The 23870-nt window shown below is 67.5% G+C and carries 26 protein-coding genes and 1 tRNA gene; 18 read left to right on the top strand and 9 right to left on the bottom strand.

Annotated features, from left to right (window positions below; translation table 11 throughout):
- Positions 1–67: 67 nt before the first annotated feature.
- The 5 genes from ACZ9CK_RS12495 to ACZ9CK_RS12475 all read left to right on the top strand — a co-directional run bounded on the left by ACZ9CK_RS12495 (position 68) and on the right by ACZ9CK_RS12475 (position 7395).
- The gene (locus tag ACZ9CK_RS12495; RefSeq protein WP_426298923.1) at positions 68–904 is read left to right on the top strand and encodes an SURF1 family protein; all 837 of its coding nucleotides are present in this window, start codon (positions 68–70) and stop codon (positions 902–904) included.
- Positions 901–1428, top strand: a complete 528-nt coding sequence (locus tag ACZ9CK_RS12490; protein WP_476050097.1) for a DUF3817 domain-containing protein — start codon at positions 901–903, stop codon at positions 1426–1428. The genes ACZ9CK_RS12495 and ACZ9CK_RS12490 overlap by 4 nt, the downstream gene beginning before the upstream one ends.
- Before the next feature lie 100 nt (positions 1429–1528).
- The gene (guaA, locus tag ACZ9CK_RS12485) at positions 1529–3118 is read left to right on the top strand and encodes a glutamine-hydrolyzing GMP synthase (protein ID WP_476050096.1); all 1590 of its coding nucleotides are present in this window, start codon (positions 1529–1531) and stop codon (positions 3116–3118) included.
- 128 nt (positions 3119–3246) lie between these two features.
- The gene (locus tag ACZ9CK_RS12480; protein WP_476050095.1) at positions 3247–7182 is read left to right on the top strand and encodes an AAA family ATPase; all 3936 of its coding nucleotides are present in this window, start codon (positions 3247–3249) and stop codon (positions 7180–7182) included.
- Positions 7183–7188: 6 nt separating this feature from the next.
- Positions 7189–7395, top strand: a complete 207-nt coding sequence (locus ACZ9CK_RS12475; RefSeq protein ID WP_426298915.1) for a hypothetical protein — start codon at positions 7189–7191, stop codon at positions 7393–7395.
- Between the two features lie 12 nt (positions 7396–7407).
- Here the strand turns inward: ACZ9CK_RS12475 and ACZ9CK_RS12470 are convergent, their stop codons facing one another.
- The 3 genes from ACZ9CK_RS12470 to ACZ9CK_RS12460 form a co-directional block, all read right to left on the bottom strand.
- Positions 7408–8196 carry an RcpC/CpaB family pilus assembly protein gene (locus tag ACZ9CK_RS12470; RefSeq protein WP_426298913.1) on the bottom strand — a complete coding sequence of 263 codons (789 nt, stop codon included), beginning with the start codon at positions 8194–8196 and terminating at the stop codon, positions 7408–7410.
- Positions 8197–8323: 127 nt separating this feature from the next.
- Complete coding sequence (locus tag ACZ9CK_RS12465; RefSeq protein ID WP_476050094.1) at positions 8324–8587, bottom strand: FmdB family zinc ribbon protein; 264 nt, start codon at positions 8585–8587, stop codon at positions 8324–8326.
- A 175-nt stretch (positions 8588–8762) separates the two neighbouring features.
- On the bottom strand, positions 8763–9365 hold the full coding sequence (locus ACZ9CK_RS12460) for a 5-formyltetrahydrofolate cyclo-ligase (protein ID WP_426298909.1): 603 nt from the start codon (positions 9363–9365) through the stop codon (positions 8763–8765).
- 119 nt (positions 9366–9484) lie between these two features.
- Between ACZ9CK_RS12460 and galU the strand changes: the two genes are divergently transcribed.
- From galU to ACZ9CK_RS12415, 9 genes are all read left to right on the top strand, one after another.
- Positions 9485–10390 (top strand): UTP--glucose-1-phosphate uridylyltransferase GalU, encoded by a 906-nt coding sequence (gene galU, locus ACZ9CK_RS12455; protein WP_426298907.1) that lies wholly within the window; start codon positions 9485–9487, stop codon positions 10388–10390.
- A 5-nt stretch (positions 10391–10395) separates the two neighbouring features.
- Positions 10396–11016: a GNAT family N-acetyltransferase gene (locus tag ACZ9CK_RS12450; protein WP_426298905.1), complete on the top strand. Its 621-nt coding sequence runs from the start codon at positions 10396–10398 to the stop codon at positions 11014–11016.
- A gap of 156 nt (positions 11017–11172) precedes the next feature.
- Positions 11173–12039 carry a hypothetical protein gene (locus ACZ9CK_RS12445; protein WP_476050093.1) on the top strand — a complete coding sequence of 289 codons (867 nt, stop codon included), beginning with the start codon at positions 11173–11175 and terminating at the stop codon, positions 12037–12039.
- A 17-nt stretch (positions 12040–12056) separates the two neighbouring features.
- Positions 12057–12947, top strand: coding sequence for an SDR family oxidoreductase (locus ACZ9CK_RS12440; protein WP_476050092.1), 891 nt, complete (start codon positions 12057–12059; stop codon positions 12945–12947).
- A gap of 46 nt (positions 12948–12993) precedes the next feature.
- Positions 12994–13066, top strand: a tRNA-Ala gene (locus tag ACZ9CK_RS12435).
- Between the two features lie 146 nt (positions 13067–13212).
- Entirely contained in the window at positions 13213–13701 is a 489-nt protein-coding gene (locus ACZ9CK_RS12430) for a universal stress protein (RefSeq protein ID WP_426298899.1), read from the top strand.
- Positions 13698–14135 (top strand): fluoride efflux transporter CrcB, encoded by a 438-nt coding sequence (gene crcB, locus ACZ9CK_RS12425; RefSeq protein ID WP_426298897.1) that lies wholly within the window; start codon positions 13698–13700, stop codon positions 14133–14135. Before ACZ9CK_RS12430 ends, crcB (ACZ9CK_RS12425) begins: the two co-directional genes overlap by 4 nt.
- On the top strand, positions 14132–14500 hold the full coding sequence (crcB, locus tag ACZ9CK_RS12420; protein WP_426298895.1) for a fluoride efflux transporter CrcB: 369 nt from the start codon (positions 14132–14134) through the stop codon (positions 14498–14500). The genes crcB (ACZ9CK_RS12425) and crcB (ACZ9CK_RS12420) overlap by 4 nt, the downstream gene beginning before the upstream one ends.
- A 60-nt stretch (positions 14501–14560) precedes the next feature.
- On the top strand, positions 14561–15088 hold the full coding sequence (locus tag ACZ9CK_RS12415; RefSeq protein WP_426298893.1) for a ferritin: 528 nt from the start codon (positions 14561–14563) through the stop codon (positions 15086–15088).
- Positions 15089–15112: 24 nt separating this feature from the next.
- Here the strand turns inward: ACZ9CK_RS12415 and zapE are convergent, their stop codons facing one another.
- Genes zapE through ACZ9CK_RS12395 form a run of 4 tightly spaced genes read right to left on the bottom strand, consistent with a single transcriptional unit; the run spans position 15113 to position 18238 of the window.
- Positions 15113–16270 carry a cell division protein ZapE gene (zapE, locus tag ACZ9CK_RS12410; RefSeq protein ID WP_476050091.1) on the bottom strand — a complete coding sequence of 386 codons (1158 nt, stop codon included), beginning with the start codon at positions 16268–16270 and terminating at the stop codon, positions 15113–15115.
- Positions 16267–17262, bottom strand: a complete 996-nt coding sequence (gene corA, locus ACZ9CK_RS12405) for a magnesium/cobalt transporter CorA (protein WP_476050090.1) — start codon at positions 17260–17262, stop codon at positions 16267–16269. The genes zapE and corA overlap by 4 nt, the downstream gene beginning before the upstream one ends.
- 16 nt (positions 17263–17278) lie before the next feature.
- On the bottom strand, positions 17279–17704 hold the full coding sequence (locus tag ACZ9CK_RS12400; RefSeq protein WP_476050089.1) for a DUF1761 domain-containing protein: 426 nt from the start codon (positions 17702–17704) through the stop codon (positions 17279–17281).
- Between the two features lie 9 nt (positions 17705–17713).
- The gene (locus tag ACZ9CK_RS12395) at positions 17714–18238 is read right to left on the bottom strand and encodes an Lrp/AsnC family transcriptional regulator (RefSeq protein WP_426298885.1); all 525 of its coding nucleotides are present in this window, start codon (positions 18236–18238) and stop codon (positions 17714–17716) included.
- 174 nt (positions 18239–18412) lie between these two features.
- Between ACZ9CK_RS12395 and ACZ9CK_RS12390 the strand changes: the two genes are divergently transcribed.
- The 3 genes from ACZ9CK_RS12390 to ACZ9CK_RS12380 all read left to right on the top strand — a co-directional run bounded on the left by ACZ9CK_RS12390 (position 18413) and on the right by ACZ9CK_RS12380 (position 20636).
- Positions 18413–19657: an MFS transporter gene (locus ACZ9CK_RS12390; RefSeq protein WP_476050901.1), complete on the top strand. Its 1245-nt coding sequence runs from the start codon at positions 18413–18415 to the stop codon at positions 19655–19657.
- A gap of 101 nt (positions 19658–19758) precedes the next feature.
- Positions 19759–20412 carry an ArsR family transcriptional regulator gene (locus tag ACZ9CK_RS12385; RefSeq protein WP_426298883.1) on the top strand — a complete coding sequence of 218 codons (654 nt, stop codon included), beginning with the start codon at positions 19759–19761 and terminating at the stop codon, positions 20410–20412.
- The gene (locus ACZ9CK_RS12380) at positions 20409–20636 is read left to right on the top strand and encodes a 2-nitropropane dioxygenase (protein WP_426298881.1); all 228 of its coding nucleotides are present in this window, start codon (positions 20409–20411) and stop codon (positions 20634–20636) included. The genes ACZ9CK_RS12385 and ACZ9CK_RS12380 overlap by 4 nt, the downstream gene beginning before the upstream one ends.
- Positions 20637–20708: 72 nt before the next feature.
- Here the strand turns inward: ACZ9CK_RS12380 and ACZ9CK_RS12375 are convergent, their stop codons facing one another.
- On the bottom strand, positions 20709–21212 hold the full coding sequence (locus ACZ9CK_RS12375) for an Lrp/AsnC family transcriptional regulator (protein ID WP_426298879.1): 504 nt from the start codon (positions 21210–21212) through the stop codon (positions 20709–20711).
- A 107-nt stretch (positions 21213–21319) separates the two neighbouring features.
- Here ACZ9CK_RS12375 and ACZ9CK_RS12370 point away from each other — a divergent pair, with 107 nt between their 5' ends.
- Entirely contained in the window at positions 21320–22507 is a 1188-nt protein-coding gene (locus ACZ9CK_RS12370; protein ID WP_426298877.1) for a trans-sulfuration enzyme family protein, read from the top strand.
- Between the two features lie 40 nt (positions 22508–22547).
- Here the strand turns inward: ACZ9CK_RS12370 and ACZ9CK_RS12365 are convergent, their stop codons facing one another.
- Positions 22548–23786 carry an MFS transporter gene (locus ACZ9CK_RS12365; RefSeq protein ID WP_476050900.1) on the bottom strand — a complete coding sequence of 413 codons (1239 nt, stop codon included), beginning with the start codon at positions 23784–23786 and terminating at the stop codon, positions 22548–22550.
- Positions 23787–23870: the final 84 nt, after the last annotated feature.

The raw sequence follows: 23870 nt of genomic DNA, 5'->3' as shown, positions 1-23870 counted from the left end.
GGGCGCCAGGGGCTGGCTCCGCAGGCCCGTTTAGCTGTTCTACAGCCTGACGAAGTACGGTTAAGGGGTGTTGAAAACCGCTCTGAAACCCCGCTGGATCGCAGGGCTTGTCTTTGCGCTCCTGCTTTCCGGGGTGTTCGTGCTGCTGAGCCAGTGGCAGTTCGGACGGTCCACCCAGAGCGAAGTCCCGGTGTCTCCGCAGATCGAGGAAAGCAAAGCGCTGACCACCGTCCTGCAGCCCGGCACCTTCTTCCCCGGTTCCGTCGCGGACCAGATGGTCAGCGCCACCGGCAGTTACGACCCCGCCAAGCAGGTCCTCGTGGAAGGGCGGCTGAAGGACGGCAAGAAGGGCTATTGGGTCGTTTCGGCCTTCGCAGTCGACGGCGCACCCGCCCTGCGCGGCGCCGGCGCCTCCGCGAAGACCTGGATCCCGGTGGCCCGCGCCTGGGTGGCGGAACCCGGCCAGGCCGGCCCGCCGCCGTCGGGCACTGTTGAGCTGACGGGACGGCTGCTTCCTTCGGAAGCGCCTGTGCCGAACGTCGACGCCGGTGCGGGGCGCGCCTCTGCGGTCTCGGTAGCCGAACTCATCAACCGTTGGGACGTGTCCAGCTATCCGGGGTTCGTTGCCGCCAGTGCCGAAAGCAGCGGCGGCAAGGCCGTTGAACTGCCTGCGGACATGAAGGCACTCAACATCCCGGCCCAGCCGCCGGCACAGCAAATCAACTGGCTGAACCTCTTCTACTCCGTGGAATGGGTGGTATTCGCCGGTTTCGCGCTCTACATCTGGTGGCGCCTGATGGCCGACGACTACCGCCGCGACCTCGAAGAGGAGGTCCCGGATGACGACGGCCAGGACGACGAAACGCCAACAGCAAGCGATCCAGAACAAAAGGTGCAGCCATGATTGAGCCGAAACCGGCAATCCCCTCAGAATCCGGTGCCTCGCAGCCCGGCGCCCCGGACGGCCGCCCGGCCGCCAGGAAGCGCCGCTTCGGCGGGACCGAAGCGCAGATCCGCTCGGCGCTGAAGTTCTACAAGCTGATGGCCTACCTCACCGGCATCATGCTCCTGCTGTTGTGCGTCGAGCTGATCGCCCGCTACGTGTTCGGTGTATCCCTTTACGCCGGCGGCACGGACGCACTGACCGGCCGGCCCTTCGGCTTCGGCCTGGCAGGCTCCGACCCCAAGGGCGTGATCGGCGGTGTGAACCTGTCGGTGATGGTGCTGATCGTCCACGGCTGGATGTACGTGGTGTACCTGATCTCGGACTTCCGCCTGTGGTCCCTCATGCGCTGGCCGTTCACCAAGTTCATCCTGCTCGCCCTGGGCGGTGTGGTGCCGCTGATGTCCTTCATCGTGGAGAAGAAGTTCCACGCCGAGGTCGAGGCCGAACTGGCCGCCAACCCGCAGGCTTCCAAGCGCTACTGAGCCCCACCCGGTGTGAGATTGCTGACGTACGACCCGTTTTGGGTGTCCGTTGGCGGGACTGGAGATGCACCGGGGCAGCCGGGCAAAGTAGGCTGTTCTGGTGACTACTCCCACCGCGCCCCAGACTTCCCAGAAGCCGGTGCTGGTTGTTGACTATGGTGCCCAGTACGCGCAGCTGATTGCCCGCCGCGTCCGTGAAGCAAACGTGTATTCGGAAATTGTTCCGCACACCTTCACCACCGAGCAGCTCCTGGCCAAGAACCCGGCAGCGATCATCCTTTCCGGCGGCCCCTCCAGCGTTTACGCCGAGGGTGCTCCGAGCGTCGGAGCCGATCTGTTCGAGGCCGGCGTTCCCGTCTTCGGCATCTGCTACGGCTTCCAGGCGATGGCCAACGCGCTGGGCGGCAAGGTAGCCCAGACCGGCCTGCGCGAATACGGTGCCACCGAAGCCACCACCGTGGGCGTCGCGCGCTCCATCCTCGAGGGCACCCCGGAGTCCCAGAACACCTGGATGAGCCACGGCGATTCCGTGCACGAAGCACCCGCAGGCTTCGAGGTCCTGGCCACCACCGCAGGTGCTCCCGTGGCGGCGTTCGCCAACGAGGAAAAGGGCCTCTACGGCGTCCAGTGGCACCCCGAGGTGAAGCACTCCGCCAACGGCCAGCAGGTCTTGGAGAACTTCCTCTTCAAGGGCGCCAAACTCGAGCCCAACTGGACCACCGGCAACATCGTCGAAGAGCAGGTCGAGCGGATCCGCGAACAGATCGGCGACGCCAAGGTCATCTGCGGCCTGTCCGGCGGCGTTGACTCCGCCGTCGCCGCCGCGCTGGTGCAGCGCGCCGTCGGCGACCAGCTCACCTGCGTGTTCGTGGACCACGGACTGCTGCGCGAAGGCGAGGCCGAGCAGGTCGAACGGGACTTCGTCGCCGCCACCGGCGTGAACCTCTACGTGGCCAACGAGCAGGAACGCTTCCTGAACGCCCTGGCTGGCGTGAGCGACCCCGAAACCAAGCGCAAGATCATCGGCCGCGAGTTCATCCGCGCCTTCGAGGAAGCCGAGCGGGCCATCATCGCCCAGGCTGCCTCCGAGGGGGAGAGCATCAAGTTCCTCGTCCAGGGCACCCTGTACCCGGACGTCGTCGAATCCGGCGGCGGCGAAGGTGCGGCAAACATCAAGAGCCACCACAACGTGGGCGGCCTTCCCGAGGACCTGCAGTTCGAGCTTGTCGAACCGCTCCGCGCCCTGTTCAAGGACGAGGTCCGTGCGGTCGGTGCCCAGCTCGGCCTGCCCCAGGAAATCGTTGGCCGCCAGCCCTTCCCGGGCCCGGGCCTCGGCATCCGCATCGTCGGCGAGGTCACCAAGGAACGCCTGGACCTGCTGCGCAAGGCCGACGCCATCGCCCGCGCGGAACTGACCGCCGCCGGCCTCGACAACGAGGTGTGGCAGATGCCGGTCGTGCTGCTGGCCGATGTCCGCAGCGTCGGTGTCCAGGGCGACGGCCGCACCTACGGCCACCCGATCGTGCTGCGCCCGGTGTCCTCCGAAGACGCCATGACCGCCGACTGGTCGCGACTGCCCTATGAGCTCCTGGCCCGGATTTCCAACCGGATCACCAACGAGGTTGACGGTGTCAACCGCGTGGTGCTCGATGTGACCAGCAAGCCGCCGGGAACCATCGAGTGGGAATAAGGTCCTGAGTGGCCGGCCTCTTCCGGGAGGCCGGCCACTTGCTTTTTCCGGCTGAATCACGGGGAATTTGCCCGGCGGCCAGTGTTGCGGTCCCTCAGGCCCGGCCGTTTCCGGCTACCCTCGAAAGTATGCCGATTTGGTCCAAGTCGTCTCAAGCCAGTACAGAAAAGAAGGCAGCGGTGTCTGTAGGTCATAGCCAGGAGGAGAGCTCCCCGGAGCTCAGGAAATGGCTCTCCGGGCTGAAATCGGTAACTGGCGCGGACACCATGCTGCGCTTCGTGAAGACCCCCGAAGGATCAATCGACCTCAGCAATGGCCATCCCTCCGGCCTCGCCCAGCTCCTGGCCGGACGCCGTACCCGGCTCTCGACGCTGATCCGTGACCGCCAGCAGTACATCGTGGCCGCACGGGCAGCGCGCAACCTGCGCTCGAAGGTCTTCGAACTGTCAAACGACCGCGGCGTCGATGCAGGCTACCTGTCCTGCGGAACCGTCGTCTGGACGTCCGCCGTCGGCGGGAAACCGCAGCGTGTTTCCGCCCCCGTGATGCTTGCCGGCATTTCCCTTACCGCACGCCCCGGCGAGGACGACTACGAACTCCAGCTCACCGAGCAGGCCGCCATCAACCCTGCGCTGGTCCGCCACCTGAAGACCGTCCACGGCATTGTGTTCGACGCCGCCGCGGTGGGCCGCATGGCGTACAACACGGCCAGGCTGGACCCGCTGCCCGTCCTGGACCGGATCGGCACGCTGGTCAAGCCGATCCACGGCGCGGAGGTCTCCCCAAACCTCCTCGTCACCACTCTTGCGGACCTCTCCGGCAACCTCGACGATCCGTGGATCAACGAAGGCAACACGATCGTTGCCTCGTTGGCGGAACGGGCCAACGGCGGGGAGGTTGTGCCGCCTCCTTTGCAGGCCGGCCGCTTCCCGGGCCTGGACGAACGCGACCCCGCCGACGAACTCCTGCTGCTGGACGCCGATACCGACCAGCAGTACGTCATCGATGCAGCCCGCGCCGGCGATTCCCTCGTAGTGAGCACCCCGCCCGGCAGCGGCCAGACGCAGACCGCGATCAACACCATCGGTGCATTGGTCGGGGAAGGCAGGTCAGTCCTGGTCGTGGGGGAGCGACGGACCAGCCTCAACGCCCTCGCCAGCAGCATGGAGGCCCTCGGCCTCGAGTCCCTGCTTTTCCGGCCGGGGAACGGTGTTCCGGCGCAGCAGCTCAAGACCCAGCTGGTGAGCGCGATCATCCGCAACGAAAAGTCCCTTGAACCGCAGCTCAGCAATCTGCACGAGACCCTTGTCGAGCACCGGCACGCGCTCATGGACCACGTCGCGTCCCTGCACAACGTCCGCGAGCGGTGGGGATGCTCCCCCTACCAGGCAATGCAGTCCCTGGCGGAGCTGACCGCAATCCACCCCGCCCCCGCCACCACGGTCCGCCTGAAGCGCAGCGTCCTGGACAGCATCAAGGACCGCGAGGAACTGGCCGGACGCCTGCGCCGCGCTGCGGAACTGGGCAGCTTCAGCAGCTCCGCGGTCAACAGCCCCTGGTACGGCGCCCGGCTGGTCACCCGCAAGGAGACCGAGGAAGCGCAGCAGCTTGCCCGTGCCGCCCACGAACAGCTGCCGGTCCTCCGTGAACGCATGGTGGCACTCGCCGGGCACTCGGAGATCAGGCTGGGAAGCACCTTCGCTGAATGGGGAGCCCAGCTGGAGCTGCTGATGGCTGTCCGGGAAAGCCTGGACAAGTTCACCCCGGACATCTTCGACCGGCCCGTCCACGACCTCATTTCGGCAACGGCCTCCTCGGCATGGCGCCGCGAACGCGGCCTGGAGATGCCGTCCATGCAGCGTTCGCGCCTGCGCCGCGTGGCGAAGGAGTACGTCCGGCCCGGCGTGCACATTGCCGACCTGCACAGTTCCCTGGTCCTCGTGCAGGAACAGCGCAGCCTCTGGGCCGGCTATGCGACCAGCCAGCGCCACCCGGCGGTACCGTCCGGGCTCGCGGAGCTCGGCAGCGCCTACCGGGATCTCGACCGCGAACTTGTCCGGCTGGGCACGTGCCTCAAGCACACCCGCGACGGCGGCAAGCTCCACGAAACGCCGTACGGCGAGCTCATGGCGCGCCTGGAATCCCTCGTGGCGGATACCGAGACCCTGGAAACACTTCCCGAGCGCACACTGCTCGTCGAGAACATGCGGGAACACGGCCTGGGTGAACTGTTGGCCGACCTCGCCGCACGCGAGGTCGGGCCGGAGTCCGTCGCGGCGGAGCTCGACCTGGCCTGGTGGCAGTCCGCGCTTGAGGCCATGATCAGCGGCGATGACTACCTGGCGATGTCCGACGGCGAATCCCTGCGCAAGCTCGAAGCGGAGTATCGCCTGGCAGACCAGGCCCACGTGGCGAGCGGCGCCGCACGCCTCCGCTGGCAGCTCGCCGAACGGTGGCGGGCGAGTATCGCTGAACAGCCGCGGCAGGCTGAACTCCTGAGGAACCTCATCAAGGACGGCCGGATCACCCTGCCCGCGCTGAGCGCGCAGGCACCGGACCTGGTGCCGCTCCTGGTGCCCGTCTGGTCGCTGAGTCCCCACCTGCTGACAGGCCTGCTGCCCGTCGTGCAGTCCTTTGACGCGGTCGTGATCCTCGATGCAGCGTCGACCTCCCTCCAGGCGGCACTTCCCGCGATCGCCCGTGCCAGGCAGGTCATCGCGTTCGGCGACCCGAAGACCGCCGTCGCACGCAGCTTCAGCGTGGCGGTCGAACCCCGGTTCCCGGGCACGAACGGCCAGGAAACGGTGGACAGTGCCTTCAACGCGCTGGCCGGCGTCCTGCCCACCTGGCAGCTGAACTGGATCTACCGCGCCGTGGACGAGGACCTCGTCCTGCAGCTGAGCAAGAACCACTACGACGGCAGCCTGCGCCGGCTGCCCGACGGACAGTCCGTCACCGGGCTCGACCGGTCCGTGCTGGTCGAATACATCCCAGACGGCACGGGCCTGCCCAGCTCCGACCACGAAGGGGTCGAGTCGGTGGCGGCCGAAGTCAATCGGGTGGTCGACCTCGTGTTCGAACACGCGAGCCTGCGCCCGAGGACCTCCCTGGCTGTCGTGACGGCAAGCCTGCGGCACGCGGCCAGGATCGGTGAAGCAATCCGCCTCCAGCTGCCGAACTATCCGCTTCTGGCCGGTTTCTTCAGTGCCGGTCCGGAATCGTTCCGCGTGGTGGACCTTGAGCGCGCACAGGGCCTGGTCCGGGACCACGTGATTTTCTCCCTCGGCTATGGCCGCACCCCGCATGGACGCGCCCTGCACAGCTTCGGGCCGCTCTCCGTGGAGGGTGGCCGGAACAAGTTCGCCCTTGCCATGACCCGGTCGCGCAGGTCCCTGCACGTGCTGAGCTGCTTCCGTCCGGAAGACCTCGACCTCGACCGTCTCTCCCACGGTGCCGTGGATTTCTATGAGCTGCTGGACCGCGAAGTCTCCGGGAACTCCTCGCTCGGCACGCCCGCGATCAGGGCTGCCGCCAGCGAGCAGGCGCTTGGCGAGGATCCCCTCGTCGCAGACCTGGGCGAGCGCCTCCGGGCGCGCGGTGCACGCGTATGGCACCACTATGACGGCGCCCTGGACATCGCCGCCGCGGCGGACCCGATGCTCACCATCGGGCGGGACGACAGCGAACTGCCCACACCCGTGGCCATCGAATCCGATGGTACGGAGCGTTACCGGCGCATGAGTGTCAGGGAGCGCAGCAGGCTCCGCCCCCAACTGCTCGAACGCATGGGCTGGCGCTACATGTCCCTGTGGACCATTGAAGTCTTCACTGATCCGTCCTCCTGCGCCGACAGGATCGGCTCCTACCTCGGACTCGAAACTGCTGCGAGGCCGTACACGGAGAGGGAACAGGGCTTCCTTGACCTTCAGGCTGACGATCTGGAGGCCGGAGACCCGGCCGCCGGTGAGCGGAATGACGGACAATTGGAACCGGACCACACGCGGTCCCCGGGAACGGACGCGGAAGCGCAGGCAAGCCCGGAAGAGCAACAAGAAGCGGAGTAGTGCACCATGGACGCCGAAGCCCGGGACGACAAGAAGGACCAGGGCAGCCAGCAAAGGCCGTCGGCCGGGAAATCCAGCGCGCGGCGGAAGCCCTCGCCCGAGGGGATCCTCCCCAAGGTTGCGTCGGAAGATGAACCTCGCGGCTGGGGCGACGATGGCGGTTACGACCATGACGCGTGGCTGAAGGAGCAGAAGCCACCGCACTGGGGCTGAGCTGCAGCGGGCTCACGGGCCCGCTGGAGCCGCTGGGCGCGCGGAGGGAACCAGCACGAAGAACAGCTTTCCGCGGGTTGAGGCCCCGGCGAGTTTTTCGGCCTGCGCCGGATTGGCTGCGACCACCAGGAGTCCCTCGGTATCCGGCGTGCCCAGCCAGTCTCCGGTCTTGCCGCCCTGCGCCGAGGTCCAAAGCACCGGCACTCCCGCGGCGAGGGTCTCCGGTTTTCCGCCTGTTCCTCCCAGCCCATCCGAAGCGGTGAGCACAATGTTGACCAGTTGCCCGGCCGAGACGAGCTGGATCGATGAAGGATCGGCGAGCCGGACAGGTACCGCGGCCGCTCCTGCTCCGGCGCCGGTGAGGAGACCAGGGCCCAGCAACTGCGCTTCCGTGGGGATCTGGCCGCTGTTGAGCGGAGCAGCGAGCGGGCGGCCCTGGACATCCTGCCAGTCGCTCAGGGCTCCGGCCGGAACGATTTCAGGAGGAACCGCCCGCGGAACCAGGTCTGTCTTGCCGACCGAGAGCCCGGCCGGAAGGTCCCGGGCTGCCACCAGGACCTGGATCTTGTGTTCGGAGGCAGGGGTCAGCTGATGGACCGCGATCCCTGCAGCGAGGCAGAGCAGCAGGGCGACCGCAAGCCGCCGGTTCCGCAGCAGCCACGCTCCCGCCCGGGCAGGAAACGGACGCCGGACAGCAAATTGGCGCGTGGAAGGAACTTGGCGCCGGGCAGCGGACGGACGGGAAGCCCGAGTATAGCCGGAGCGTCCGCGGAGGAACCTGGGGGCTGGTTTGGCTGGCATGAAGCCACGCTAACCAGAGCGCGCCGGCGGCAGAACGGGCAGGTCGCGCTATGTGGACAAAACCGCCATGTGGAAAACCCGGGACGTGGGAAGCCCCAAACCTGGCGAACCGGGGAAGGGGACCGGCTTAGCTTGCTGCGGCAGCAGCGGCCGGGGCCGGGGCAGCGGGGGCTGCGGGCGCGGAAGGCGCCGCGGAAACGGTGCTGCCCTTGGAATCGCGGGAGTCGGTGCGGTAGAAACCCGAACCCTTGAAGACCACGCCGACGCTGTTGAACTTCTTGCGCAGCGAACCCTGGCACTCCGGGCACTCGCTCAGCGAGCTGTCCGAGAAAGCCTGGACGATGTCAAAGGCGTGGCCGCAGTCCTTGCAGGCGTAGGCGTAAGTGGGCACTGGTGATCCTCCTCAGGGACAAACATCAGGTCCTGTCCGCGTCCGGAACCTTCGTGGTTCCTTAGCAGTCTCAGGGCCTGAGTGCCAATTCTATCATCGACGGGGGCCGGGCCCGCCAGTGTTTGTGGCGCGGACAACACCGGCGGCCGCCTCGGTGCTGCCGGACCGGGCAGGTTCAGGACCCCGCGAACCGTACTTCGCCGTCGGGGGTCAGGGCGCCGGCCACCGGCTTGTCGAAGGGCTCGGCCGGAATGGTCCCCGCGGGCAGGACCTCCCCGGCGTAGACGACGGCGACGGCGGGGGGCCGCTGCCCGGCGGCGTCCAGCCTCGCAAGGAGGCGGTCGTAGTAGCCGCCGCCCTGGCCGATCCGGCTGCCGCTGCCGTCGACGGCGGTGGCCGGCAGGAAGATCCCGTCCGCTCCGGCGACCACCGAACCGTCCAGCCGCTCGCCGTCGGGTTCATCGATCGGAGCGAAACGGGAACGGTGGAAGGCCGTGCGTGGGGTCCATTCCACCCAGCTCAGCTGGCGGTCGTCCTCGCACACGGGAAGCAGCACCCTGTGGCCGGCTTCGTGAAGCGCCTCCAGCAACGGCATGGTGGGCGGCTCGTGGCCGACGCCGAGATAGACCGCGAACGTTTTCGAATCCCCGCCGGGCAAGGACGCCGCCCAGGCCATTCCATGCAGTGCGATGCCTTTTCCGGCCTCCTCGATCTGTGCGGCGTCCAGGGCCTTGCGCCGTGCACGGTGTCCGGCACGGATTTCGTCCTTCAAAGTCATCGCTTTCCATTCCTGCTCGCGGATCCCGGAAGCAAACTACGCTGCCTGCCCCTGATTATGGCGCACCGGCGCACAACTGCTGTTGCCCATTGTGTGACGCATTCCGTTAGATTAGAGCGGTGACTTCCAAAAACTGCACCGTCCGCAAGGCCGTCATCCCCGTTGCCGGGCTCGGCACCAGGTTCCTGCCCGCCACCAAGGCGATGCCAAAGGAAATGCTGCCGGTCGTCGACAAGCCGGCCATCCAATACGTCGTCGAAGAAGCCGTAAACGTGGGCCTCCATGACGTCCTGATGATTACCGGGCGCAACAAGCGTGCCCTCGAAGATCATTTCGACCGGGTGCCCGCGCTGGAAGCCACGCTCGAGGCCAAGGGTGACACCGCGAAGCTTGAATCCATCCAGGCAGCCACCAACCTCGGCGACATCCACTACGTCCGCCAGGGCGACCCCAAGGGCCTCGGCCACGCGGTGCTGCGTGCCAAGCAGCACGTGGGCGAAGAACCCTTCGCCGTCCTTTTGGGCGATGACCTCATCAACGCCCAGGACTCCCTGCTGAGTGACATGATCGACCTCCAGAGCCGCACGGGCGGGTCGGTCGTGGCGCTGATCGAGGTGGAACCTTCGCAGATCAGCTCCTATGGCTGTGCCGACGTCGAGCCCTTCGGCGACGAGGGCTTCGTCCGGGTCAAGGGCCTTGTGGAGAAGCCTGCCGTGGGTGAGGCGCCGTCCAACCTTGCCGTGATCGGACGCTACGTGCTGCATCCCGCGATTTTCGAGGTCCTTGAGAAGACCGAACCCGGCCGCGGCGGCGAAATCCAGCTGACCGATGCCCTCCAGGTTCTCGCGGAAGGCGACGGTGAAGGCAGCGGCGTCTACGGCGTCATCTTCCGTGGTCGCCGCTACGACACCGGCGACAAGCTGAGCTACCTCAAGGCCTGCGTCGAACTGGCCTGCGACAGTGAAGACCTTGGCCCCGGCCTGCGTGACTGGCTTCCGGGATTTGCCTCCCGGCTCGGCAAGTAACCTCCGTGTGGGGTTCGGCCATTTGGCCGGTGACCTTGGAAAGCGGCGATCTGCTGCTCCGCCCCATCCGTTACCGGGACAAGCAGGAATGGACCGAGGTCCGGTCCCGGAACAGTGAATGGCTGGCCCCCTGGGAAGCCTCGAACCCGGCCCCGGGGGGAGCGCTTCCGAACTACCGGCAGATGGTGGCGTCCCTGAATGCCCAGGCCCGCCAGGCTTCGGCCCTGCCCTTCGTCATCGCCGAACGCATTCCCGGAATCCGGGAACCCCGGATCGTGGGCCAGCTGACCGTCTCCTCGATCACCTGGGGATCGGCCATGATGGCAACACTCGGCTACTGGGTGGACCAGGACCGTGCGGGAAGGGGAATCGCCCCCACCGCCGTCGCGATGGTAACCGACCACTGCTTCCGGCAGCTGGGCCTGCACCGGATGGAAATCAACATCCGGCCGGAAAACGGGCCCAGCCTGCGGGTGGTCGAAAAGCTCGGCTTCCGGGACGAGGGCTACCGGGAACGGTACCTCCACATCAACGGCAGCTGGGCCGATCACCGCAGCTTCGCGCTGACCTCGGAGGAAGTCCCGGAGGGCCTGCTCAGCACCTGGCTGCGCAGCCGGAACGGCTGAGCGGACCACATAGTCCATTCATTTGATGCAACTGGTGCGACACACCGCGGCTAATGCGGCGGCGCCCCTGTGTTTCCTTCTACGGTTTTGAATGTGGACTTCCCTCTCAGCAGCTCAGTGATCCTTGTTGTCGCTGTTGCCCTGTGGATTGTTTGGGTGGCTCCATACGTACTGCGGAACCGTCGTGCACAGCTCCTTCCCGCTGCCGTGGTTCCCATGGACGAAGAGGCCGCAGAGGCGCCCCGGCTGCAAGCCGTGACGGGCGTCAAAACGGCCCCCCAGCAGGAGAAAGCGATGGAGACGATGCAGAGCACCGCACCCGCACCGAGCACCGGAACCGGCGACGCCGGCAAGCTGGGCGCTGCCGTACGGGAGCCGGCGTTCAAGCTCAGATACGGACGCTGCGCCCTGGCCCTTGCCGGCCTGCTCTTCCTGCTGACGGCTGTCGTATCCGGCGTCCTTCGCCTCTTCGCATTGGCGCCTTCCTGGCTCCCGGTGCTCTCCCTGTTCTCGGTTGCCGGCATTGTGCTGCTGCTGCGCCGCCTCGCCGTCCGCGACCGCCGGGCGAAAATGGAAGCGGCGTTCCGTTCGGCGATGTCCCCGGCGCGGAAGCAAGCCACGGCAAGCGTTCAGGCGGAGCCGCGCGACACCACGGTTTTCGACGCCGAAGCCCACGGCCGCGAAGCCGCCCGCCTGACCGCCGTCGAACTGCGCCAAGCCGCCCTCAAGGTGGCTGAAGCCGCCGGCGACACCAAGGCGCCCGGCGCAGCCGCGGACGTCCGCTGGCAGCCCGTCGAGGTGCCCAAGCCGGTGTACGTCGACGCGGCGAAAGCCAGCCGCCCGGCACCCGAACCGCTGGACCTTCCTGCCCAGCCGAAGCCTGTGGGCAAGCCGATCCTGAAGAACGCCGGATCCGCCCCCGCCCTGCCCGCGGCCCAGACGCCCTTCGGCAAGTCCCAGGCTGCCGGAAAGGCCAACGCCCTGGGCAACCTGGACGACGTCCTCCAGCGCCGCCGGGCCTGACATGACTGCGCTCTGAGATGACTGCTCTCTGCATTGCGGGCGGCACCGGCCAAATCGGCCGGCTGCTCGCCCGCCTTGCCGTTAAGCAAGGCATTGAGGTCACCGCATTCAGCCGCAATCCGCCCGATGGAGGGGCCGACGGCGTCCGGTACGTCCGTGCGGACGCCACCACCGGCGAGGGGCTGGCGGAGGCCCTGGGCGGCTCCGACGTCGTGATCGACTGCCTTGAGGGGCGGTCGGGCAAAGCCCGGAAGCAGTATGCCGACGCCGGCGCCCGCCTTCTCGCCGCAGCCGCCGGGGCAGGCGTCCGGCGGGCGGTAGCCCTTTCGATCATCAATTGCGATGCGAGCACAGCGGCCTTCTATGCCTCCAAGGCCGCCAAGGAAAGGGTCTACGCGGCGTCCGGGCTGGAGACCGTGACGGTGCGGGCCAGCCAGTTCCACAGCCTCGTGGCGGCAGTGTTCGCGGCGGGCGCCAAGGTGGGTGTGGTGCCAGTCATCAAGGGCGCGGCGTTCCAAAGCATTTCGCCCGGGGACGTCGCCACGGCGTTGCTGGCCGAGGCCCTCGCGCCATCGGACGCAGCGCCATCGGACGCAGCGCCATCGGACGCAGCGCCATCGGACGCAGCGCCATCGGACGCAGCGCCATCGGACGCAGCGCCATCGGACGCAGCGCCTGCCGCAGCGCTGCATCGCACGGTGACCATCGCGGGCCCGGAGGTCCGGACCATGCGGGAACTCGCCGAAAGCTGGCGGAGGGTCACCGGGCACAAGGGCCTGATCGTGGAGTTTCCGCTGCCCGGAGCTATGGGAGACTACCTGAGACGCGGCCTCAACCTCGCCCCGGAGCGGCGACACGGAACGGAGACCTTCGAGTCTTGGTTGGCAAACAGGCCGGATACTTTGTAGCGTAGGATGCACTGGCGCGGACCGGAGGAAACCGGACCGCCATCCAGGGGCTATAGCTCAGTTGGTAGAGCGCTTCGTTCGCATCGAAGAGGTCAGGAGTTCGAATCTCCTTAGCTCCACAGTGAAAGCTCCCCGGGCCGCCGCAACGCGACCCGGGGAGCTTTCGGTTTTCCCGCCTGGCCTGCCAGGATGCCGACGCATTGTCCTCCCGGCAGAGTTGTTCCCTAGGATCGTCCTAGGCCAACAAATCCTGAAGGGAGCCGGCATGGCAGAGCAACGGCATTCTGCGCACCTTGCAGGGCCGGGCCCGATCCTGGCCGGAATTGTCCCGCGGCACCGGGCGGCCGTGTTACGGCACGCCGCTGATCTGGCGCTCCGCACCGGCACCGGGCTGCTGCTGGCCTATGTGGACTCCACCCTGGACAGCGCGCGGCAGCCGATCGACCCGGACGGCGTCGACGATGACGCCACGGACATCGCCGCGGAACTCCGGGACTGGATCGCCGAGCAACTCGAGGGTGCCGGCGTCGGCTGGTCTTTCGCGGTGCTGGCCGGAGACCCTGCGCGGGAACTGCTCCGCTACGCTGCCGAAACCGGGGCTTCCACCATCGTGGTCGGGAGCAAGGAACACGGCCTGGAGCGGTACCTCGAGGCGCTGGCCGGAGGATCTCTTGGTGAGCGGCTCGCCCGGCACCCGGGCCCGCCGGTGCTCGTCGTCCCGCAAGGCGGGCAGCCGGAGGACGATGCCCGGTGAGCCGTCCCCTGCACCTGCACCCGCAATACCTCGCCCTCGTGGCGGCGGGCGGCGTCCTGGGAGCGCTCGCGCGCTACGGGCTGGGACAGGCGGTCCCTTCGCCGGGACAGTGGCCGTTGCCCACCCTGCTGATCAACCTCTCCGGGGCCCTCGTGCTGGGCTGGCTCCTTGAGTCGCTCGCCAGGCGGGGCCCAGATGAAGGCCGCAGGAGGCTCATCCGCCTCACCGCCGGTACCGGCTTCCTCGGAGCCTTCACCACCTACAGCACCTTCAGTCTGGAAACCGTACAGCTGCTCGACGCCGGCCGCGCCGCAGACGCCTTTGGCTACCTCGCGGCGTCCCTGCTCGGTGGCACCCTCGCGACGATCCTGGGCATCGCCCTGGGACACCGCCTGCACGGCGGGCGGGCCGGGGCCGCGGAGGGTGCCCAATGACGGTGTTGCTGCTTGCACTCGCTGGCGGGGCAGGGGCCGCGGCCCGGTTCCTGGTGGACGGGCTGGTCCGGGCGCGTTTCCGGACCGCGCTGCCCTGGGGGACCATTGCGATCAACGTTTCCGGTTCGCTGCTGCTCGGCCTTCTTGCCGGCTTGGTCATGCGCCACCATGCCCCGGCCTCGCTCCAGGCGGTCCTTGGTACGGGCTTCCTGGGCGGTTACACCACCTTCAGCACGGCCAGTGTGGAGACCGTGAGGCTGGTGCAGTCGGGCCGTATCCGGCTGGCACTGCTCAACGCCCTCGGCACGATGGCCGCCGGGGTGGGCGCCGCGGCGGCCGGCGTCGCCCTAGCCTCCCTCGGGTAGTGACGCGCTCGGCCAGCGCTCGTCTAGTGGGCACCAAAGCCGCAGGCTAGGATCGGTCCCATGGCCAAGACATTCCATGAACTCCTGTCCGAACAGATCGGCAACGAGTTTGCCGCGTCCCAGCAATACATCGCCGTGGCGGTCTATTTTGACGGCGAAGACCTGCCGCAGCTCGCGGCGCATTTCTATCGGCAATCCCTGGAGGAACGGAACCACGCCATGATGATGGTCCAGTACATGCTGGACCGGAACCTGCCCGTCTCCATCCCCGGCATCCCCGAGATCCGCAACGATTTCTCCGATGTCCGGGAGCCCATCGCCCTGGCCCTGGCACAGGAGAAGCAGGTGACCAGCAATATCGAGGAACTGTTCCGCGCGGCCCGCGAACAGAACGACCCCCTCGGCGAACAGTTCATGTTGTGGTTCCTGAAGGAACAGGTGGAGGAGGTCGCGTCCATGACCACCCTGCTGAACATCGCCGAGCGGGCGGACAACCTCTTCGACATCGAGAACTACGTGGCCCGCGAGCAACGGGGCGGCGGCGGGCAGGACACCGGTGCGCCGCCCACCGCCGGCGGGACAATCTAGCCGGATCGGGCTGTCCGGGATAGCTCAGGAGCCGCGGGTTTCTTCGGAGCCCGCGGCTTCGTCGTCCGTGCCCGTTTCCACGCGGCCGAGCAGGGAAAGCCGGCTGGCGATCCTCGCCATGTCGACGGGCAATGCGGTGCCGTGCCTGGCGTCGCCGGCATCCCAGTCCAGGGGGCCGCGCCCCACCAGGAAGAGAGTGACATCCTCGTCGTAGAGGACGTCCACCGCGTTGCCGAAGCGCTGCCAGGCGGCCGCTGAACCCTCCGCGGATTCATGCGCGGGGGAGGGCACTCCGTCGACCACCCACACGCGGTACTCCGCGGCCAGCGCCAGGTAGTCCGCCGTCGACATCAGCCCGCCGCACAATTCCGCGAAGGCCACCCACAGCACATCTCCGGCAGCCTTGACAGGCAGCGGCTGGGTGGTAGGGGTCAGCGTGCGCTGCTCGGCGGGCGGCGGCGGGAAGAGTCCGAAAGCACCGAGCTGCCGGGGCGTTCCGGGGCTGATGACGCGGCCGCGGCGGAATCCTTCCCTGGGACCGCCGTCGTCGCCCGGCACGGCAGGATTGCGCCGGAAATCGGTGTTCCCGTTGATCTCCACGATGTCCATCATCTCCTTGATCACGGCTATGGTGGGCACGAAATGATCGTGCCACAGCGGGTTGGGTAGCAGTAGCTCCGGTGGATAGTTCGACGTGACCACCAAGGGGACCCGCCTTTCCGCGGCAGTGCGCAGCAGGCGGGCGATGAACATGCCGTCGCCGACGTCGTGGACATGGAACTCGTCGAAGCACAGCACGTCGATGCCGGCCAACAGGGAATCCACGGCCTGCTGGATGGCCGTGCCGTCGCTGCCGGCGGCTGTCCGTACTCCCGCGTGCAGCTTGCGGAAGAAGTCGTGGAAGTGCACCCGCCGCTTGCGGCCGGTGAGCTGCCGGTAGAAGCTATCCATCACCCAGCTCTTGCCGCGGCCCACGGGACCGTGCAGGTAGACGCTCCGGGGCGTCCTGCCTCGCAGCGGGAAGCGGCGGAGCCGTGTCCCCTTGGACTGCCCGACGGCGGCGCCCAGTTCGCAGAGCCGCCGGGCGGCGGTTGCCTGGCTGGCTTCCAGGGCAAAGCCTGCGGTAGCCGCCTCGGCTTCGATTCCCGCCATGAGCAGGGCTGCAGCCGAGGAAGCCGTCACAACCAGCCTTTCCGCTTGAAGATCCCGTACATGAGCAGGGCCGCCCCGAACATCAGGATGAGGGCGAAGGGGTAGCCGACGAGCCAGTGCAGCTCAGGCATGAAATCGAAGTTCATCCCGTACACGCCGGCCACGAAGGACGGGGCGAAGAGGATGGCAGCCCAGGAGGAGATCTTCTTCACCTGTTCGTTCTGCGCGGCGTTGGCCTCGTTCTGCCGGTTGGCGGTGAGGGTGCCGTCCAGGGTGAGGGCGTTCTGGAGCAGTTCGCGGAAGCCCTGCACCTTGGAGATGAGCTGCTCCACGTGGTCTTCGACGTCGCGCAGGTTGCGCTGCAGTTCGATGTCCACGCCGTATTTGGCAAAGCCGCCGCGCAGCATGGAGATCATGTCAGGCAAGGGGTTGATGGCGCGCTGAAACTGGATGACTTCCCTGGCAAGTTCGTAGATACGCCGCGAGACCGCCGTATCACCGCTGAACAGTTGGTCCTCGATTTCGTCGATGTCGTTCTCGAGCCCGGCCACCACCGGGGCGTAGTCGTCCACCACTTGGTCAAGGAGTCCGTAGAGGACCGCCTCGGGTCCGCAGGCCATGAGCGCCGGTTGGCTTTCCAGCCGGCGGCGGACCTGGGCCACCCCGGGAGTCTCCGCCTGACGGATGGTGACGACGAAGTTCTTGCCGGTGAAGACGTGCAGTTCCCCGAACTCCACCGTCTCCGTCGCATCCAGGTAGCGGGCCGGGCGGAGGACGGTGAACAGGATGTCGTCGTAGCGTTCCAGCTTGGGGCGCTGGTGGGCGTGGATCGCGTCCTCGACGGCCAGCTGGTGGAGCTGGAACTCGTCCGCCACCGCCGCCATTTCGCCCTCCGAAGGGCGGTACAGGCCGATCCATGCCATGCCGCCGTGGTGCGCGAGCGTTTCGAAGGACTCCTCCAGGCTGGGCGGGGTGGCGCTGCGGACGCCGTTCACGTAGATCGCGTTGTCGATGATGGTCATGGGCGTTCCTTCCGCCCTAGGGGAGGGCTCCGATGATGACTCCGGCAACCGTCAGGGCAAGGATGTCATGGCCCGAATCGATCAGCGTTACGGTTGCCGCCCTTCCGGCAAAGCCATTGTGGATGACATGCCCGCCGGCACGGAAAACCACTGCCGCCACAAATGCGAAGAACCCGGCCGCCAGCGGGGAGTCCAGGCCGAGGGCCCCGGCCAGCACCGCGAGGAGGATGCTGCTCAGCGCCGACGCCACCATCATGGGCACCCAGATGGCGGCACCGCCGTCGAGTGCTTTCAGTTCCTTTTCGGTCCGCGCGATCGCCTCCATCCACCTCCGCCCGAAGACGGCAGGCATGTACCAGAGGAATCCGATCACCATGCTGGAAACGAACGCCAGGAGCACGGCGAGCCAATTGATCTGCAGGATATGTGACAGCCATTCCATGGCCGCATCCTAGCCCGCGTTGCTGACAGCGGGCCGGGTGCGCTGCCGGTGCGGCGGTGCGGCGGGGGTCCCTGCGAGCCTTTCGATGAGCGGCGCGCTGCGGTAGGCAAGGTGGGTGTGCAGGGCCAAAACCGTTTCGCTGCGGATCACGCCTTTGACCTTCAGGATGGCGCGCAGGGCCGACTGCAGGCTGTGCGTATCCGTGGCCACCACCCGGCACAAGAGATCGCCCCGGCCCGAGATTTCGTGGACCTCCAGGATCTGGGGGATCAGGCGCAGTGCCCCGATAACACCGTCCAGTTCCCGGTGGGTCACCTCGAGCGTAACGAAGCCGACGACGTCGTAACCCAGCTTTTCGAGGTCCACCTCGCGGCCGCCGTCGTTCAGGACGCCCGAACGCAGCAGGCGCCGCAGCCGGCTTTGAGCGGTGTTGCGGGCGATGCCGAGGGCATCGCTGAGTTCTCCGATCTGGATCCGCGGATCGCGGAGCAGCTCAAGCAGGATCTTCAGGTCGGTGGGGTCCAGATTGTTCAAATCATCACTCCAGCGCAGACAGCATGGGAACTATTGACTGTTTTGCTCAATTGTTCCACCAATGACTGAGTCTTGCCGCAGATTTGCTGCATTCTGTTGCCATCCACATCCGGGGCGGTGGCGGCAGTGCCCACAAGGCAGCCGTTCCGCGCCCGCCAAGGCAAGGGCACCACGATGACTGTCTTCAGCGAACTGCGCATGCGCCCGGCAGCGGCTGTCCGCCGGGGCTGGAACGCCTCGACCACCACCCGGCTGGTGCTGGCCGGCGTCGTCATGTTCACCCTGCTGCTGGGCGCGAACCTGGCCACCCCGCTGTACCCCTTGCTGCAGCTGCGGCTCGGACTGGGCCCGCTGGGTGTCACGGTCGCGTTCGCCAGCTATGTCCTGGCCCTGGTGGCGGTGCTGATGCTGGCCGGACACTGGTCGGACCATATCGGCCGACGGGCCGCGCTGGTGCTCGCGGTCGTCCTGGGACTGGCCGGAAGCCTGGTGTTTGCCGGGGCGGGGAGCCTGTGGATGCTGTGCGCCGGAAGGGCGTTGCAGGGCGTCGCGGTCGGGCTGGCCACCGGCGCAAGTTCCGCGGCGCTGCGTGAGCTCCTGCCGTCGCGCCCCGAATGGGCGTCCCGCTTCACCCTCCTGGCCTCTTCCGGCGGGGTTGCCGCGGGACCCTTCACCGGCGGATTGCTCTCGCTGCTGCCCGGCCCGGTCAGCACGCCGTTCCTAGTGCACTGCGTGCTCCTGCTGCTCCTGCTGGTTCCGCTCTGGATGCTCGACGCCCGCCCCGCGATCCGGCCCGCCGTCGGCCCGCGGCCGTACGCCGCGCTCGCACCCCGGCGCCCGTCGGTGTCGCGGGAGGCGAAGGGCGCCTTCGCGCTCGCCGCGTCGGTGGGCTTCCTCAGCTTCGCCGTCTTCGGCTTCTGCCTCTCCCTGGGCCCTGGCTATTTTGCGGCCGTCGTTGGCACGGATTCCCGCCCGGTCATGGGCTTGCTGGCCGGCCTCACGCTGGGTGCTTCGGCCCTGAGCCAGCTCTTTCCGCTGCGCGGCAGGATGCTCCTGCCGCTCGGTTTGTCCGTGCTGGGGGCCGCCGTGATGCTGATGTCCGCTGCGGCTGCCTGGCACAACCCGGTCCTGTTGGTCGCGGCCGGCATTGCCGCCGGCGTCGGGCAGGGCAGCGCGTTCCGTCTCGTGTTCAACGACCTCGCCACCAAAGCCGATCCCCCACGGCACGCCCAGGTCATCAGCACCGTGTACGTCATCACCTATCTGGGCAGCGCCGTGCCCGTCATCGGCCTTGGCCTGGCCTCGTCCGCTTTCGGACTTGAGCCGGCCGTGACAGGGTTCGCACTGATCTGCGGTGCGGCGGCACTGGTCCTGGCGCTGGTTTCACGGCGGGGTATCAGGCCGGTTTTCGCGCGATGATCGCATAGGGGCAGGGCACCTGGTCCCGCCAAAGTCAGTTGCAAAGAAATAGTTGCAAAGAAACCGTTGCAAAGAGTTCTTTGCAACTCTATTCTTGTGTCATGGTCACAGTCCGGGAGCCGGATTTCCCGCTCCGCAAAGTCGATACGGCGTCCCTCAAGGCGCTGGCGCACCCCCTGCGGGTCCAGATCCTCGAGATGCTCTCCCGCTACGGCGCCCAGACGGCCTGTGGGCTGGCGGACCTGCTGGGCGAATCCAGCGGCGCCACGAGCTACCACCTGCGCCAACTGGCGAAGTTCGACTTCGTGCGGGAGGTTGAGGGCAAAGGGACCGCGCGCGAACGGTGGTGGGAGCGGCCGCCGATCGCCATCCAGATCACGTCGCCGGAGCTGGCCACCTCGCCGGCCACCCAGGAGGCCTCGCGGCTGGTGAGCCGGGAATTCGAGCGTGGCCGGCAGGCAGTGCTTGCAGACTTCATGGAGCACGGCGTCGATGTCCTGGACTCTGACTGGCTGCAGGTTTCCACCGTCAGCACAGTCAACGCCCGGATGTCAGCGGAGCAGCTGGCCCGTTATGCCCATGCCATGGAGGCCCTCGGCCACAAGCTGCTGGAGGAGATCCGCAGCGAACCGGTCCCCGAGGACGCCCGCCCGGTCCAGATCCACTTCAACGCGTTCCCCATCCTCGGCGTCCCGGCCTCGGCCGGCAAAGCCGCAAGCAGAGATTCACAAAGCAGTGAAGGGAAGAAGTCATGAGTTCAGCCACCGCATCATGCGGCGTATACCGTCAGCCATCCATCATCGAGTCGGCCGCAGCCGGCATCGGTGCCAGGCTGCTCTCCTGGTCCGAGAACCGTCGCCTCATCCAGGTCGGCGAACGCGCGCAGCGGAGTGCGGCCATTGCCCGCCGGGAGCGGCTGGGTGAGCTGCGCGCCGATGCCCTCGGCGCAGCGCATTCCGGCTTGGCGCCCCGCGCCTGACAGCTCGCGCCTGACAGCTCGGGCCTGACCGGCTGGTCCGCCGGAGCGCCGATTTCCGGAGGGCGTCGGCAGTCAGGCCGGCAGCGGCCCGTGGTTGCCCTGGATGTGCTCGAAGACCAGTGTGGTCTCGGTGTGTCCGACGACGGGATCGGTGGCCAGGTTGTCCAGCACCCAGTCGCGCAGCTCATCGGTGTTGGCGACGGCGATGTGCAGCAGGTAGTCAACCGATCCCGAGGTGTGGAAGGTGGAGAGGACCGCGGGCAGGGCGGGAACCCGCGCTGTGAAGCGGTCGATCTGGTCCCGGTCGTGGGCCCGCAGCCGGACCGCGATCAGGGCCTGCACCGAGCGTCCGATAGCAGCCAGGCTCAGCACTGCTTCGAAGCCTTCGATGATGCCGCGTTCGGACAGCGCCCGTGTACGCATCAATGCGGTGGACGGGGCGATGCCCACCAGTTCCGCGAGCTGCTTGTTGGAGATCCGCGCATCGTCCACGAGGGCGGCCAGGATCCGTTCGTCGATGGCGTCCAACGGCTCGCCGGCGCCGAGGGGCCGAACATTCTTCGGGGCTGTACTCACGGATCCTCCTGGATTTGCAATGAGTTCATCATATCCGGCAAATTTGCGGCAATCCATTCATCTACCCTGTGAAATCCCGAATTATTGCCTAATACTGGCGCCATTCAATGGCGAATAATTCAAGGAGCACAGTGACCACGATCGACACCCTCGCCGTCCACGCGGGCCGTTCCGGACTCACCGAACAGGGCGTGCACGCGGTACCCATCGATCTTTCTACCACCGCACCGCTGCCTTCGGTGCATGACGGCGGACTTGCGTACGAACAGATGGCCGGCGGCGGCGTCCACAGGGAGGGCGACAGCACGGTCTACCAACGGCTGTGGAACCCCACCGTGGCGCGCTTCGAAGAGGGAACCGCTGCGCTGGAGTCCGCCGCTGAAGCCGTGGCCTTCGCCAGCGGCATGGCGGCCCTGAGCGCCGTGCTGCTCGCCGCCACCGGCGAAGGCAAGAGGCACGTCGTCGCAGTCCGCCCCCTGTACGGCGGCACCGACCATGTGCTGGCGAGCGGACTGCTCGGCACCGAGACCACCTTCGCCCGCCCGGAAGAAGTCAGCAGTGCCATCCGCCCGGACACGGCGCTGCTCGTCGTCGAAACTCCGGCGAACCCCAGCCTCGAGCTGGTGGACCTGAAGAGGCTCACGGCCGACGCCGCCCGGGTTCCCGTCCTGGTGGACAACACCTTCGCCACGCCGGTGCTCCAGCAGCCGCTCAGGCACGGCGCGGCGATGGTGCTGCACAGCGCCACGAAATTCCTGGGCGGTCACGGCGATGCCATGGGCGGCGTGGTGGCGACGGATGCCGAATGGGCTGCGCGGCTGCGCCGGGTCCGGGCCGTGACCGGCGGAATCCTCACCCCGTGGCCGGCGTATATGCTGCACCGAGGCCTGGCAACGCTCCCGGTCCGTGTCCGGGCCCAGCAGGACCACGCGCACAAGATCGCCTCCGCGCTCGCAGGCCATGAACTGGTCAGCAAGGTCCACTACCCGGGGCTGCCCGAATGCGATCCGCTAGGCCTGGTGGGCACCCAGATGTCGGGGCCGGGGTCGCTGCTGGCCTTCGATGTCGCGTCGGCGGAGCATGCCGAGCGGATCCCGGGCGCGGTCAGGTTGATGACCCATGCCGTCTCGCTGGGCGGGATCGACACCCTGATCCAGCACCCTGCCGGGCTCACGCACCGTCCGGTAGCGCCCGAGGCGAAGCCGCATGCCCGGATGCTGCGCCTCTCGGTCGGCCTTGAGGATCCTGCCGACCTCATCGCCGACCTGGTGCAGGCCATCGAATCTACCCGCTGAAGACCGCACCCGGTGCGCCGCCTCAGGAAGCGGGAGCAATTCAGGAAGCGTGGACGACGACGGCGGGCACCGGCTTTACCGAAGGGTGCACGACGGCGGTGACCGCCGCCGTCGTGCACGCCAGGGCGATCACGCCCCAGGCGAGTGCGGTCCAGCCCGCGGACTGGAAGACGAGCCCGCCAAGCCAGCCGAGGATGCTGGACCCCAGGTAGTAGAAGAGGTTGTATAGCGAGGCCGCCTGTGCCTTGCCGCCTGCAGGGAGCGTCCCGCTCCACCCGGCACCGATGCTGTGGGCGGCGAAGAAACCGGCCGTGAAGAGGAGCAGGCCCGCGAGCACCGTCGGCAGGAAGTCCCACAGGGTCAGTGCCATGCCTGCGGCCATGCAGCCGATCCCGGCCAGGAGGACGTTGCGCCGGCCGAGGCGCAGCGAGAGGGCTGCGCCCCATCGTGAGCTCACCGTGCCCGAAAGGTAGGCAAGGAAGATCAGGCTCACCACAGAGGCCGGAAGGGCGAATGGCTCGGCGTGCAGCCGGAAGCCCAGGTAGTTGTAGACGGCCACGAAACCGCCCATCAGCACAAAGGCCTGCAGGTAGATGGCCAGCAGCCGCGGATTGCCGAGATGGCCAAGCAGAGTCTTCGCGGCCCCGCGCATGCCTTGGGCCGGCGCGGGAGCGAAGCGCCGTGGCTTCGGGACCAGGAGCAGGAACAGTCCAGCGGAAACCGCTGCGAGCAAGGACACTGCCAGGGTTCCGGCCCGCCACCCCCAGATTTCCCCGAGGGGTCCGGCCAGGAGCCGGCCCGCCAAGCCGCCCAGCGTGGTGCCGGCGACGTAGCTGCCGGCGGCCAGCGCCGCATGTGCCTTGCCGATTTCCTCGTTCAGGTAGGCGATGGCCACAGCGGGGATGCCGCCCAGGGCCACGCCCTCCAAGGTGCGCAGGCCCAACACCAGCGGCAGCGCCGGCGCGAACGGCACCAGCAGGCCAAGGATCGTCGCCGCGCCGATCGCGATCGCCATGGCACGAACCCGTCCGATGCGGTCGGCAACGAAGGACCAGGGCAATACCGCGGCGGCGAGCCCGGCCGTGGCGACGGAGACGCTCAGCGCTGCGTCCGCGGCCGTGATCCCGAGTTCCTTCGACATCAGCGGCAGGACCGCCTGGGTGGAATAGAGCTGGGCGAACGTCGCGACGCCGGCCATCGCCAGTCCGGCGAGGATCCGCCGGTAACCGGGGGAGCCCTTGGGATGTCCGTCGGTGGCATCCGGGGCCGCTTGCATCATCACCCTGCCACGTTATGCCGCCGGCGAGTGATGATTCCAATGCATGAATGAGATGATTTTCATAGCAAATTCACATTGAACTGC

The organism is Arthrobacter sp. TE26545 (assembly GCF_056279005.1).
The sequence above is the reverse complement of the archived record's forward strand: the minus strand, read 5'-3'. Positions and strand labels throughout refer to the sequence as shown.